The following is a 14,771-nucleotide window of genomic DNA, read 5'->3' as shown; positions in this document are numbered from 1 at the left end:
GCTTAGAAGCCCATTGTGAAGACACTGGGCTTTTTTGTTTAATGAAAATTCTGTCATATATTGGTAAAAACAATATGTTTCATTGAAAAAATTTAAGAGTTTTTATAACGAACAAATTGACAAGTTTATCAATATGCTTTTCATTAGAAGCTAAGCTTATTCATTATTGAATTCATGTTAAAAAGGTGTTTTTTATGCCAGGCGAAGAGGTCAGCCAAGCCAAGCAACAACTCAAAGTCATCATTGAAGCCTATCTAAAAGATAGTGACGTTCAACGAGTTCTTGCTGCCTGTGATTTTGCTGATTTAGCACATAGCGGTATCACACGTAAAAGTGGTGAGCCCTACGTTCTTCACCCTATCGCAGTGAGTTGTATCTTAGCGCACATGCGTTTAGATGCTGATACGCTTATGGCAGCGTTATTACATGATGTAATTGAAGACACTGAATTTACCAAAGATGAAATTGGGCAAAAATTTGGTATTGTTGTCGCCGAACTTGTTGACGGCGTAACCAAGCTCAGCCATTCAAGTGATAAAGAATATAACAAGGCTGCATCTTTTAGAAAAATCTTACAAGCAACCTTACAAGATCCTCGTGTCATTATTATTAAACTCGCTGATCGCTATCATAATATGACCACCTTAGGCGCATTACGTCCTGATAAGCGCGCACGTATTGCCCAAGAAACCTTTGATATTTTCGTACCAATGGCACGTTTGGTCGGCATGAATGAGATGGCGGATAATTTAGAACATCTCTGTTATCAAAATCTTGATTTAGATATGTTTAATGATGTGCAAACCGCATTACTCGAAACAAAACCTAAACGTTGTGAATATCAAGCAGTTTGGGAGCAAAAACTTTCTGATTTATTGAAAGCGTATGATTTGAAAGGTCGTATTAAAAAGAAAAATAATAATATTGAATTACTACGTCATTTCGTAAAAAGTGAAATTGATTTAAATGAGCTCAGTCATAGTCATGCCTTTGAAATTATTTTAAATAGCATTGCAGACTGTGATCGTCTCGTTGAAGCACTCAAAGATAATTTCCAAGTTTTACAATATAATGATTACATTCGCCGCCCATTGCCAGGTGGTAATCAATCTTTAATGATTAAGCTCAAAGGTGAGAAAACGACGCTATCGCTCACTATTCAAACTGAGCTGATGCGTAAAGCTGCACGATTTGGCGTGGTGTTGGGAGAAAATGCACCCCAGGCCTGTCGTTCTGCAATTCAAGCTTCTATGCAGAACTTGAATACGCTGATTGATGGTGAATGTGCAAAAACTACATTTAGTGACTTGCTTGATTATTTACATCAGGAAAAAATTTGGGTCTACACACCTCACGGACAACTACATGAATTGCCACAAGGTGCAACTATTGTAGATTTTGCCTATTCTGCCAGCTTATTTTTAGGTAACCATGCTGTTGGTGCAAAAGTTGATGGTGAAATTCGTCCACTATCAACACCTTTACATAGCGGTCAAGTGATTGAGATTATCACCGATGTTCTTGCTACTCCAAATCCTGATTGGCTAAGCTTTATTAACACTCAAAAAGCTCGTCGCGCCTTACAAAATATGCTACGCGAACAAGATATTGATGAACAACGCTTAGTGGGGCAACAAGCATTAAACCGTGCGCTCAAGCTTTTCAATCGTTCGATAGATGATTTATCACAAATTGATTGGATGAATGTGTTGCAATGGCGACACCTGAATAGCAAAGATACGTTATTTGAACAAATTGCGGTTGGGGATCTACTCCCACAATTGGTTGCGAATCATTTGTTTGCGCAAGATTATCATACCCAGCATCATGAAACTTCAGATCGTTTAATCATCGGCACAGATGGTGTAGATGTAAAATACGCGCATTGCTGTAATCCAGTTTTAGGTGATCCGATCCAAGGTCATTTATCACGTCGTGGTTTGATTGTACATCGCTCTAAATGCCGCAACCTTTTGCACGAACAACATTTACACCCAGAAAATATTATGCCGTTACACTGGCAATCAGAAGAAATTGACGATGTTCGCTTCAGTGCCTATTTATGTATTCATATGGCAATGGATGATGAACAAATTTCTGACTTAATTTATCAGTGCCGTAAAGCGAAAACTGGTGTAGAAATGGTTCATTCGCAAGACCAAAAGACCTATGTCAATATAGTGGTGAGTAACCGCAATCAAATTGCTCAAATTATCCGTGATTTACGTATGCACTTTGGTTTCCCTAGAATTGAGCGTTTAAATATGCCAATTGTTCAACCTGAGATTGCCAAAGTTGGTTAAAAGAAAGTATTTGTATTTCTTATCAATTCTAAATAAAAATAAAACCCTAGAATATTATTCAACAATAGCGACTAACCAGTATTCGGTCATTCCGTAAGTATACTTTTGTGTTAAAGTCGCATTGTTTAAGATAGAAACAACGACATAGGAGAGCTTAATGTCACGTCAAGTTATTCATACTGAACACGCCCCTGCCGCTATCGGAACATATTCTCAAGCAATTCTTGTTGGCAATACGCTCTATCTTTCTGGTCAAATTGGTTTAGATCCTTATAGCATGGAACTTGTAGACGGTGTTGAAGCACAAATTCGACGTGTATTTGATAACTTGAAAGCGGTATGTACTGCTGCTGGCGGAAGCTTGGCTGATATTGCGAAACTCAATATTTTCTTAACAGATTTATCGCACTTTCAATTAGTAAATCAAATTATGGGGGAGTATTTTGCTCAACCTTATCCTGCACGTGCTGCATTAGGTGTAGCAAGTCTTCCTAAAAATGCATTGGTTGAAATGGATGGCATTGTCATTATCCCTTAAATAATATATTTATTTTTCAAACAGATAAAAGCATTAGAAGAGACTACCGATCAGGTGGTCTTTTTTTATTCAAATTCTCAATAAGAATATATTCATTAACAGAATGAAATTCATTGACAAACGATAATAATTATCAATAATATCAATTATCGCATTAGTATTTGTGGATCACTCCCATGTATGTTTGTTTATGTCGTGGAATCACCGATCAGGATATCAAAGACGCCGTTGCTAATGGCGCAGAAAGCTATCGTGAAATTCGTGATTTGCTTGACCTAGGCACTTGCTGTGGACGTTGTGCTCCAGAAGCTCGTGCAATTATCAGCGATGAGTTAGCTGAAATTGCCGCACGTATTTCTATTGCTGCATAACTTATTTCTTTCGAAATTTAATCAATTATTTACGACTCCACCGCTTCTTGAAGAACAATAAACCGTCCTGATTTAAGCGGTTTTTTTATATAAATCATAATCATATTAGGATGTTTTTGATTGTGATTTTCATTTGCCGTTCTATAAATTACTCGCCAGATCACTATTTGTTTATTACTATAATAAAAATTGCCTTAGTTTTAGGGCATCGTTTGGTGTTATGGAGTAAGCGCAATGAAAGGTAATCGCGAAGTTATTAATCAATTAAATCAAGTGCTTTACCACCACTTAACTGCTATTAATCAGTACTTTTTACATTCTCGAATGTTTAATGACTGGGGAATTGAACAACTTGGCTCTGCTGAATACAAAGAATCTATTCGCCAAATGAAACATGCTGATAAAATCATTGAACGTGTTTTATTCTTAGAAGGTCTACCTAATTTACAACACTTGGGTAAGCTCTATATCGGTCAACATACCGAAGAAGTTTTAACTTGTGATATTCGCAAAGTTAAAGAGAATATTGAAACACTCAAACAAGCTGTGGAATTAGCAGAAGCTGAACAAGATTATGTGACGCGCGATCTAGTTCAGGAAATTCTAGAAAAAGAAGAAGAGTACTGGGATTGGCTCGATACTCAACTTGATTTGATTGAAAATGTTGGTATTGAAAACTACATTCAGAGCCAAATCTAACTTAGACATTCCTATTTAGATTGAAGCTCAAAAAATAAAAGCCCTGATTAGGGCTTTTATTTTACTTACTTTTATTATTCAATTCGATAATCTCAGCCAAACTCAGCTTCTGCTTATACAATCGATTTAATACAACCAATTGCTGCTCAGCATCAGCAATTTTTTCATTGTATACTAACAATTGAGCATACTTTTTCAGGTTATAAGGTGTTGCCTTATTCTTGACCATTTCACCTAAAAGCTCTAGATCAGTCTCAGAGAACTTTGTTTTTGGATTCAAAGCAATCCAATTTAAACGTTGCTGAAATTGTGTTAGCAATAAAATTTTCGAACTACCTAAAATCTCTTCTGAAGGCGTTTTTCCCTTGAAGACTAAACGACTATTTTCTTGAAAAAGCTTATAGTCTCTCCAAACCAACAATAAAACCACTATTGAAACCAACCAAAGACAGCGAGTGACATTCTTATTGACGATTATTGCCTTTAAATTTGGATTTTGTGCCTGAATAAGACCCAATAAAAAACCCATGGGTAAGAGAAAATAGGCGTAGCGTTGAGGAAACTCTAGCATCGCATGAATAAGGATAGTACAAACCATCAGAATCGCAATAATAGAGGTTATATCTTTAGCTTGCTTATTTAACCAGAAAAACCATAATGCGATATAAGCGATGATTAAGCTAGCGAGAGGAATACCATTCCAAACCAATAAATCCAAAAAGACATTATGAGCACTATTAAACCAAACTTGAAACGTATTGAAATGAATACTCTCAACTACTGCTATGCTGGTTTGATTCCATCCATAACCAAACCAAGGACGCTCAGCGATTGCATGGAGAATTTGTATCCACATTCCAATCCGCTCATGCCCAGAGCCAGCACGCTCAACAATAGAAGCTGTGTGGGTAATCCCTGAGCCAGCACTATATGACATCAACTCAGCAATGAGAGGTAATAAATAACCTGCCAATATAAAATATGCTAGTGACCACATGAGCAATTTTGGAAAATTAAATCTTGGTTGCAACTTATATTGTTTATAAATCCAATAGAAAAAAATAAAAATACAAACAATCCAAGCTGTTCTTGATTGTGTTAAACATACTGCAAAAAGTACCAATACACTTGATGGAATGAGCAACCATAACGAGGCTTTATGCTTTTCATAAAGATACAATGCAGCCAACAATCCCATAATTAGGAAAGTTGAAAGATTATTAGGCTGTCCAAAATTGGCATAAGGTCTACTGCCTTTTAAAGCCATTACCCATCCGAAATTCGACTCCCAATTTAACCACTGTATCACTGCAAACAAACCACTTATGAAAGCCACACCTAAAACTGTGTAACTGAATCCCGTCATAATTCGTTCGCGCTTTTCCTCAGTAGAAGCGACGTTGTAACCGCTTACGATCATCAGCCAGAAAGCAAAAAGATATGAAAAACTGAGAAAAGCAATACTAAAATCAGTGATTAATCCGAAACTGAACTGAATCAATGGAATGATTAAAACTGGGATCATCCAAATCTGAGGTATTGCAAGTTTTATATTTTGATTCAGAAATAATCCTAGTATTGCTAGCGCAGCAGCAAAACTTGATAGCTCACTCGAAAAAGTCACCCAAGGATAGGTATGAAACGGTGATAGCCAAGCAAAACTGATAAAAATAATGGCGAGGAAAAAGCATAATGCTTGCATATTTGCGAATTAAAAAAAGAGCTTGGCTGCATTATACAACGAAGCTCTTTTAAACAAATTTGTTCTTTAACAGAACAAAAACTATTTCCAAGGACGTAAGTCTACAATTTTAACGACTTCACCTTTTTCCTTACTAACAAGGACAGTCATATCTACTGCATTGGCTTTGAGTGGGACATAACCTGTGGCTTCAGGGTATTGGGCTAAGATTTTTTGTACTATTGCCTTGTCATTAAACTGATTCAAAAGATTCAACTTTTGAGTTCTTTTCTGGATTTGCTGTTTTACTTTCGATAAATCAACATAACGCTCGGGACGCTGTGATATTTCTAGCCCACCCATAATTTCATCAAACATGTCTTGACTACGTCTTTTAGGATCTTTTGCAAATTCAGTTGCTACAAACTGAGGCTTTAACCAAGAGGTACGCTGGAAACGCTTATCAGCTTGATGAAGATTTTTAGTATAAATTTCATTATTTCTAACAAGCTCAAAACGATCCACATTATAAACCATCCACACTGGACGCCCCTGCGCAATATTATAAATACCATAACAAAGTGCAGAGAGTTGAATAAGAATGATGATGGTTAGGTCAAATATTAACCTCTTCTTATCGTCTTTATAAACCAATAATCCTAAAATAGGTCCAACAATAACATCTATTGCCAACATCATAAGGAAAACTTGAGTAACTCCAGTTGCTTTAGCAAGTGGCATTGGGTACCAAATAAAAAATACTAAGCCAACTACCACTAAACCAACAAGAAAAGAAATAAACAAATGGCTAAGAAAAAATTTAAAACGTTTTAACATAACAACACATTCAAACCTCGTTTTTCCACACAAGAATAAATCACCCAATCCATGATTAGAAAATCACTTCTTATATTTTTTCTCGACTGTATTATATATATTTTTAAAGTAATCAGGATTTTGATCAGAAAGAACCTGTAAGTATTTCTTTACCTCCTCACAATGACTACCATAACTATATCGACAAGTTGCCTCAAAGTAATATGTAGCACCTTTCTCATCGCCACTTAGAGCTAAAGAGGTTCCATGTCTTACTAAATAAGGATAGCTAGGTAAATAATGAACCAACCTATTACCAATATCTATTTTAACTTTTAGATTAAAATCCCCTTCTGATATCACCTCATAAATCAAAATATCATCAAAAAAACCAAATCCAAAAATTGAATTTATTTCATCCAATTTTTTAACCTTATCCGCCAAATTGTTATTTTTATTAACTACAAAATCATAAACTCGAGCCACTTCACTATACTTATAAGAATAATATAAAGACAAGCAAACAAACCCTATCAAAATAATAGAAACATAATATCCTCTATTAATTATATAAAAACTTTTACTAGTTCGATCATATAAAGATAAAAAAATAGAAAAAATAATCAAAAAACGTAATTGCCATAATGGAAACTCAAAACATGAATATATAATAAATATTGATAAAACAACAAAAACGTAAGATTCTCTTACATTTAAAATTTTTACATTCTTGATAAAGATATAAAAAAATAGAAAAACAACTAATAAACCTAAAATTCCGAATTCACTCCATAACTGAGTAAAAAAGAAATGAGAATGATCTGCTGAATTAAGAAACTCAATTTTTTCAAAATAAGCCAAACCTGATCCTGCGAAATTTTTCCAACCCACTCCTGTTATTGGATGCTCAAAAATAATTAACCACGATTGATGTAGAAGAGAAATCCTCACATTATCTCCTCCAATAACCCTTTCAAGAATAGTTCCTGAAGAAAAATTGGGATAAATTAGAACTCCAAACAAAAACCCAACTAAACAAATAAAAAAATCTTTTAACTTCAATAAAGAGATTTTATTAAAATAATTCAATAACAAGTTAAAAACAAATGAACAAAGAAGCAACATTAAAAATCCACTTCTACTCACAGTAAAAGCAACACCCACACTCAATATGAAGATAAGTATATATTTTAAAATATTGTTCTTATTATTGCAAAAATACATTAATGAAATGACACCTAGAATAAAAACAAAAGCTGTTTGATTAGGCTGAAATAAGTTTCCTGAAAAACGCCCCAACTGCAATGGAATTTGCATTGCTTTAACTATAAATTCTATATTTAATATATGCGAAATCTGTGTAAATAGTAGCAACACTGATCCACATATAAGAATAAAAGCTATTATTTTAGTTATTCCATCCTTATCAACCATATTTGAAATAGCGACAGACAGAAAAAAAGTTAAAAATGTAACAGCAAGTGGAAAAATCAAACCATCTACATAAATTATTTTATTTAGAACTGGTTGAACAATAAAAATAATAGCAAGAATAAACCATAAAAAATTATTTAGATAAATTTTTATATTTTTTTTCATGTAAAAAAAAGAAAGCCCAATACTGCATAATGCAAAAACAATTGTATGAATATAAAAATCATGAAAACTAGGTGAATAATGTTGATAACTTAATATTCCATATAAAAAAGATAATCCAATAAATAAGCAAAAGAACATCTCATTAAAACTATTTTTTATAGAAATATTTTCCATTTATCCAATTACCTTTATAAAACTAATTACGACATTCCGCAGGTGCATATTTAGCTGCAAGCGTCCCAACACCGGCTGCTGCCACTGTTGTAGTTGCATTCGCTGAACGGCATACCCATGTGATAGATCCTAATGACGGAGGAATGTTCAATACTAATGCTGTACCAGTCATCCTATCTCCATTTAATGGACTTATAACTAATGTATTTGCACCAACTGGTGCAACTGCAGTTGTATATGATATTGTAATACGGCCATTAGTAGAGTTAATTTCAATATTAGATACATTTAAAGTAGCTGTTGGTGCGACCCAACTATTTCCAAATGCAACGCTATTCACAGCATTTTCTGACACCACAACTTTTGCGCTTGAAGCTAAAGACAATCCTTCTGTTACCTTTGATCTCACTGTATAATCTTGATAAGCAGGAATTGCAATTGCTGCAAGAGTACCAATAATTGCGACAACAATCATTAATTCAATAAGTGTAAAGCCTTTTTGCATGGTGTGCATAATATTTATCCAATATAGAGTCTTATTGTATTACCCATACGCATGTTTCATGCCAACTTTAAATTTAAAAAATAAACTAATAAAAACATATAGTTAAAATTAAACACCAATATTACTTATAGACTTCTTTAGATATATTTGATAGGAAATGACAAATAATGTCATCTTCCATTTATCTTTTTACATGATCTATTTTATATCTGATGACCAAAAAATCTTTACACATAAAAATGCCAATCTCAAAAGATTGGCATTTTTAAAATCAATTCAAAATTAGTTTCGGCATTCAGCAGGCGCGTACTTAGCTGCTAAAGTACCTACTCCAGCTGCAGCAACAGTTGTTGCTGCACCAGCAGAACGACATACCCATGTAATAGAACCAGCAGCAGGAGGAGTACCTTGTACTAATGCTGTACCCGTTGCACGATCACCATTTAACGGACTTAAAATTAATGTATTACTACCCGCAACAGCAACAGCCGTTGTATATGCAATCGTAATACGGCCATTTGCAGAAGCAATTGAAACACTTGATACATTTGGTGTTTGTGATGGTGCAGTCCAACCACTACCAAATGCTGTTGCATTTGCAGCATTTTCAGATACTGCAGTTTTAGCACTAGAAGCTAAAGATAAACCCTCAGTAACTTTAGCCCGCACCGTATAGTCCTGATAAGCAGGAATTGCTACTGCAGCTAAAATACCGATAATCGCTACAACGATCATCAATTCGATTAGAGTAAAACCCTTTTGCATTGATTTCATAACATTTCTCCAATGTATAAATTTTTTATAAGCTTTTTTCAGCTACTTAGTATTTAGCATGTTTTATGCCAGTCCTTAGCTTAGCCAATTTTAACTCAAAAAAACAGAGACTTAAACAATATTCCTTTTGATTATTCTTAGCGCATTTTAGACACTTAATGAAAAAAAATGACAATAAATGTCATATTACACACTAAATTATTAATACTCCCAGTCATCAACCTTGATTGTTTTCTAAGACTATTCAAATTGAGCGAAATCAATCACACAAAAAAATATTATTTCTTATTTACCACTCATCGGATTAATTACAGCATGAATGAACTCGTAGACAAAGTAAGTGATCTATATACAACCTAAAAAGGACCAGATATCTAAAGTACGCCCAACATCATTTCAGTTGAGAATAATTGGTTCATTTGGCAGTTCATTTTGATCATTAACAGTTAATTTTACATAGTACTGATCTAAAATCCGTCCAATTTCGATAACACCATTGGTCATCGCTTGTAAATATTGCTTTTGAGCGAGCAAAAAGACCATGCTTTGGCAAATCCCGTTCCAAATTTCAGTCTGTGTCGCATTTTTTAAGCCACGATCAATTATGATTTCGACTTTACGCTCACATAGGTTCAAATAAAGTAGCACGCCACTATTAAGCTCGGTATCCCACACTCCTAATTCAGCAAACAACTGTTGTGCGCGTAATCTAGTATTTTGCTGATAGGCCTGTGAGCAAGGGATATGTCCCTCAATCACCACCTGTATTTCACCTACATGCCCTTTTTCAGCTTGCTGCACAGCTTGGGCAATTTGTTGTCGATCTTGTTTAGTAAAATATCGATGTGTCGATGAAATATAAAAGAAATGCTTAAACCAGCGTTTTAAGCTTGGTTGTACATACTCATCCAGTTTCGGCTGAGTAATGATTTCTGTTGTATCTGTCTTAGTTACCATGATCCTGATGCGCCTCCCCCGCCAAAGCTACCGCCACCACCGCTATACCCACCACTACTACCACCGAATCCGCCACCGCCGCCACGACCACCGCCAGATAAAAATGCTTGGAAAATAAGTTGAGCAAGTGAAGTGATCAGTAAAAAGAAAATACCAACTCCAAGCAATAAGCTCATGAGAAAACCCGCCCCATTGACTAAACCAGCAACCGTAGCGGCAACAGCAGCGGTAGATGCACTTAATCTCTTACCAACAATAAATGACCCGACTACGCCTGCAATCAAAATAAATAGTGCCATCGTAAGGGTACTATCTTTTGCTTGTTGAGCTTGTATCGCTTGTTCGTGGCGCTCTTTGAGTTCTTGAGCAGATTGTTGTGCGATTTCTGGATCTAAATTAACAATTCGGGTGACTTCATCCAGACCCGCCGAAATGCCTTGTGCATACTGCCCTTGTTTAAAATAGGGGGTGATCTGATTCCGGATAATTCGGCTCAATACCACATCAGGTAATACACCCTCTAAACCATAACCTGTAAGTATTTGAATGTTGCGATCATTCACCGCAATTGCCATTAATAAGCCATTATCACGTTTGGCAGAACCTAACTGCCACTTCTCCCCTGTACGCAATGCAAAATCAAAAATCGCTTCCTGCCCAGTCGTTGGAACAATAATCACACCGATTTGAGCTTTATCTTGCTGATACAGACTGAGAATTTTCTGATTGAGTTGCTGTATTTCAGCATCACTTAGCACTTTTGCTTGATCAATCACAGGCTGATTTAGAGTTGGCAAACCACGAATTGATTCACCTTCCTGCATATCATTGACGACCGTTGGCAATACAGGTTTTTCAGCAGACTTTTGCGATGGTACTGTAGAGGCATTTTTTTGCTGATCTTCAATAATTTTCGCTGCGACAATCACATCACTTTGATCGGTTGCTGTTGCAACCTCAGCCCAAACGGTATGCTGAATACAAAGCAGCGCAAAAAAAATAATAAAAACATATTTTATTTTTTGCGTTAATTTTATCAACATACCGAACTCCCTATCTTTTAAAAACAGTTTCAAATATTAGTTAAATGAAACTGTTGGGGCTTGTTGTACTGATTGCTCTGCTTTAAAGTTCTCTTTAGTTTTCATCCCAATGACTTTTGCTGTCATCACTTGAGGGAACTGACGAACGTAAGAATTATAATCTTGGACAGTCGTGATATAACGATTGCGTGCCACAGCAATGCGATTTTCAGTTCCTTCTAATTGAGCTTGTAAATCCCGAAAGTTTTCATTGGCTTTGAGATCAGGATAGTTTTCTGAAACAGCAATCAAACGAGATAGCGCACCTGTTAATTGACTTTGCGCTTGTTGATATTTCTCAAACAAAGCTGGATCTTCCAATACTTCTTTATCAACTTTTAAACCTGCTACATTTGAACGTGCTTGGGTCACCTCTGTAAGCACTTGTTCTTCATGTTTAGCATAGCCTTTCACAACATTAACAAGATTTGGAACAAGGTCAGCACGGCGCTGATATTGGTTCTGTACTTCTGACCAAGAAGCACTGACTGCCTCATCTTTGACTTGTAAGGTGTTATAACCACAACCTGTAAATAGTAGTGAGCTTGCTAATACTGTTGCAAGAGCGGTGTGTTTGATCATTTTCATAAAAATTTATCCTCAAGTTTTTCTTTATATTTTTTGCGATAATTCATTGTAATGAGATTTTTTGCAGGCTGTGTAACATTTATTTAAGTTGATTTATATTTAGATTAAATAAAAAAGGCATTACCCAAACGTGTTGATGTAATGCCGCGCTAAGCTTCTTTGATATTTTAAAAATTTATTAGCTATAAATTTTAGATGCAGTCTCTTCTTGAAAACTAATCATGCCATATTCATCAGCCATTCGCGCTTTCCAATAATTGACCAATTTCGTATAGTCATGTTTGGCTGGGTGAAAATCTGCTTGGTAATAAGACAAATATTCTGGAATCAATTGCAAAAGCATTTTACTCACCAAATATACACCAAATAGATTACCACCTAACTTCGGAATACTTTTCCACTTATCTTGCCAAATTAAACGCGAGGTTGCGTAGAAAGTTAAACTTGCAAATCCAGTTGTCACACTGCGCATCAACAAACGGCGGATGCGATCATCTCCATATACTTCTTGATAAACATCAAACGCCACTGAACGATGTTCGATTTCTTCGATCGCATGCCAAACCCAAAGTTTCATCGCATCTTCGTCGAGTGTACTTAAAATTTCTGGATGCTTGAGAATATAACCACCAAGCATCGCGGTAAAATGTTCAAATGCACAGGTTAAAGCGAGCTGTAATTTCGGATGCGCTTTTCTTAAAGTGTCATCCTGCTTTGCCAACCATGCTTGAAAACGATCAAGCTGATAATCATCCCTACGCCAAGCATCATTAAATTCAGTATGCGCTTTAGAATGCATCGCTTCTTGCCCAATAAATGCTGCGATCTGCGCTTGTAATTTGGGATCTGTTACTTTGTCTCGCACATTACGTACGCTATTTACAAAAAATTGCTCCCCTATTGGAAAGGTTGAAGAAAGCGCAGTCAACAAATGCGACATAAATGGGGAGTTTGCAAAATAATGCCGTTTAATTTTTTTAGGGTTAAATTGCAAGCGTCGTACAGTGATACCCAAAGCTTTGGGACGATTTAAATAGTTTTTTTCCACATTCACATTTGCAAGAGACATCTTCATTCCCTACATCATTTTCTATACTGTTTTCGAGTATTACGCTGAGAAAACCATATGGACAGGGCAAAAATGCTTAGATCGTTTGCCAAAACTACCAAAAAGATAAGATGTAAAAAAAGCCTGCATATCGCAGACTTCCTTTTTACAAGCTTTACAGTGTATTTCGTTTACACACCTAGATAGTCCAAAATACCTTCTGCTGCTTGGCGACCTTCCCAAATAGCGGTAACTACAAGGTCAGAACCACGCACCATATCTCCACCTGCGAAGATTTTTGGATTAGACGTTTGGAATTTAAATTCTTGTTGTTCAGCCGCAACAACACGACCTGAACCATCTAATCCAACATTCGCAGAACCAAACCAATCAGCTGGGCTTGGACGGAAACCGAATGCAAGCAATACTGCATCTGCTGGTAAGATTTCTTCAGAACCTGGAATCGGTTCAGGACTACGACGACCGCGACTATCAGGCTCACCCATTTGGGTAGTCACCACTTTAACACCTGTCACTTTACCATTTTCACCAACAATTTCGATCGGTTGGCGATTGAACAGGAATTTTACACCCTCTTCATAGGCATTCTTCACTTCACGTGCGGAACCTGGCATGTTGCTCTCATCACGACGATAAGCACAAGTCACATCATGTGCACCTTGACGTAATGAAGTACGGTTACAGTCCATCGCGGTATCACCACCACCAAGAACAATCACCTTTTTACCATCGACACTAATGTATTCGCTTGGGTCTTTTTCCCAACCTTGGCAACGATTAACATTGGCAATTAAGAAATCTAAAGCATCATAAACGCCATCTAAATCTTCACCTGCGAAACCGCCTTTCATATAGGTATAAGTACCCATACCCATAAATACAGCATCGTATTCAGCTAACAATTGTTCAATCGTAACATCAACGCCAATTTCAGTATTTAAACGGAATTCAATCCCCATATCCGTGAAAATTTCACGACGACGCTTCATTACATCTTTTTCCATTTTAAATTCTGGAATACCAAATGTAAGAAGACCACCGATTTCTGGACGTTTATCAAATACGACTGGTTTTACACCACCACGCGCAAGAATATCTGCACAACCTAAACCAGCAGGGCCTGCACCAATAATTGCAACTTTTTTATCAGTCCATTTCACGCCAGACATATCTGGACGCCAGCCTAAAGCGAAAGCAGTATCATTGATATATTTTTCTGCATTACCAATCGTAACTGCACCAAAACCATCATTTAAGGTACATGCACCTTCACATAAACGGTCTTGTGGGCAAACGCGACCACAGACTTCTGGCAAGGTATTGGTTTGATGGCAAAGTTCAGCTGCTTGGAAAATTTGACCTTCCGCAATCAGCTTTAACCAGTTTGGAATGTAGTTATGTACAGGACATTTCCATTCACAATATGGGTTACCACAACCTAAACAGCGATGGGTCTGATTCGCAGCCACTTCCGCAGTAAAAGGTTTATAAATTTCCACAAACTCTGCTTTGCGGACAGTAATATCTTTTTTCTCTGGATCTTGGCGTGCTACATCCAGAAATTGAAAGTCATTATTGAGGCGTTCTGCCATGTCTCTCTCCGTGGGTAGGCGCA

Annotated in this window: 14 protein-coding genes; 4 read left to right on the top strand and 10 right to left on the bottom strand. The window is 36.3% G+C overall.

Features of this window, described 5'->3' with window-relative positions:
* The first annotated feature begins 194 nt into the window (after positions 1 to 194).
* From NGC85_RS01695 to bfr, 4 genes are all read left to right on the top strand, one after another.
* Complete coding sequence (locus tag NGC85_RS01695; protein ID WP_254804647.1) at positions 195 to 2,303, top strand: bifunctional (p)ppGpp synthetase/guanosine-3',5'-bis(diphosphate) 3'-pyrophosphohydrolase; 2,109 nt, start codon at positions 195 to 197, stop codon at positions 2,301 to 2,303.
* A gap of 157 nt (positions 2,304 to 2,460) precedes the next feature.
* Complete coding sequence (locus tag NGC85_RS01690; protein ID WP_254804646.1) at positions 2,461 to 2,841, top strand: RidA family protein; 381 nt, start codon at positions 2,461 to 2,463, stop codon at positions 2,839 to 2,841.
* A gap of 176 nt (positions 2,842 to 3,017) precedes the next feature.
* Entirely contained in the window at positions 3,018 to 3,212 is a 195-nt protein-coding gene (locus tag NGC85_RS01685; RefSeq protein WP_004776027.1) for a bacterioferritin-associated ferredoxin, read from the top strand.
* Between the two features lie 234 nt (positions 3,213 to 3,446).
* On the top strand, positions 3,447 to 3,911 hold the full coding sequence (gene bfr / locus NGC85_RS01680) for a bacterioferritin (RefSeq protein WP_005052191.1): 465 nt from the start codon (positions 3,447 to 3,449) through the stop codon (positions 3,909 to 3,911).
* Positions 3,912 to 3,972: 61 nt separating this feature from the next.
* Here the strand turns inward: bfr and NGC85_RS01675 are convergent, their stop codons facing one another.
* The 10 genes from NGC85_RS01675 to NGC85_RS01630 form a co-directional block, all read right to left on the bottom strand.
* Positions 3,973 to 5,613: a PglL family O-oligosaccharyltransferase gene (locus NGC85_RS01675; RefSeq protein ID WP_254804645.1), complete on the bottom strand. Its 1,641-nt coding sequence runs from the start codon at positions 5,611 to 5,613 to the stop codon at positions 3,973 to 3,975.
* 81 nt (positions 5,614 to 5,694) lie between these two features.
* Positions 5,695 to 6,429, bottom strand: a complete 735-nt coding sequence (gene tfpZ, locus NGC85_RS01670; protein ID WP_254804644.1) for a TfpX/TfpZ family type IV pilin accessory protein — start codon at positions 6,427 to 6,429, stop codon at positions 5,695 to 5,697.
* Positions 6,430 to 6,492: 63 nt separating this feature from the next.
* Positions 6,493 to 8,181 carry a PglL family O-oligosaccharyltransferase gene (locus tag NGC85_RS01665; RefSeq protein ID WP_254804643.1) on the bottom strand — a complete coding sequence of 563 codons (1,689 nt, stop codon included), beginning with the start codon at positions 8,179 to 8,181 and terminating at the stop codon, positions 6,493 to 6,495.
* Positions 8,182 to 8,203: 22 nt separating this feature from the next.
* Positions 8,204 to 8,695 carry a pilin gene (locus NGC85_RS01660; RefSeq protein WP_254804642.1) on the bottom strand — a complete coding sequence of 164 codons (492 nt, stop codon included), beginning with the start codon at positions 8,693 to 8,695 and terminating at the stop codon, positions 8,204 to 8,206.
* A 273-nt stretch (positions 8,696 to 8,968) separates the two neighbouring features.
* Positions 8,969 to 9,460, bottom strand: coding sequence for a pilin (locus NGC85_RS01655; RefSeq protein ID WP_254804641.1), 492 nt, complete (start codon positions 9,458 to 9,460; stop codon positions 8,969 to 8,971).
* Positions 9,461 to 9,856: 396 nt separating this feature from the next.
* Positions 9,857 to 10,417 (bottom strand): TPM domain-containing protein, encoded by a 561-nt coding sequence (locus tag NGC85_RS01650; RefSeq protein ID WP_254804640.1) that lies wholly within the window; start codon positions 10,415 to 10,417, stop codon positions 9,857 to 9,859.
* Positions 10,411 to 11,460 (bottom strand): YgcG family protein, encoded by a 1,050-nt coding sequence (locus NGC85_RS01645; protein ID WP_254804639.1) that lies wholly within the window; start codon positions 11,458 to 11,460, stop codon positions 10,411 to 10,413. The genes NGC85_RS01650 and NGC85_RS01645 overlap by 7 nt, the downstream gene beginning before the upstream one ends.
* A gap of 36 nt (positions 11,461 to 11,496) precedes the next feature.
* Positions 11,497 to 12,087 (bottom strand): LemA family protein, encoded by a 591-nt coding sequence (locus NGC85_RS01640; protein ID WP_254804638.1) that lies wholly within the window; start codon positions 12,085 to 12,087, stop codon positions 11,497 to 11,499.
* 178 nt (positions 12,088 to 12,265) lie between these two features.
* Complete coding sequence (locus NGC85_RS01635; RefSeq protein WP_005059930.1) at positions 12,266 to 13,156, bottom strand: metal-dependent hydrolase; 891 nt, start codon at positions 13,154 to 13,156, stop codon at positions 12,266 to 12,268.
* Positions 13,157 to 13,326: 170 nt separating this feature from the next.
* A complete protein-coding gene (locus tag NGC85_RS01630; protein WP_005059932.1) occupies positions 13,327 to 14,748 on the bottom strand; it encodes an FAD-dependent oxidoreductase in 1,422 nt (473 codons plus the stop codon).
* Positions 14,749 to 14,771: the final 23 nt, after the last annotated feature.

The sequence above is a fragment of the Acinetobacter sp. Z1 genome, from assembly GCF_024296945.1.
In the GTDB taxonomy this organism is placed as follows: domain Bacteria; phylum Pseudomonadota; class Gammaproteobacteria; order Pseudomonadales; family Moraxellaceae; genus Acinetobacter; species Acinetobacter beijerinckii.
This window is presented reverse-complemented; position numbering and strand designations above follow the sequence as displayed.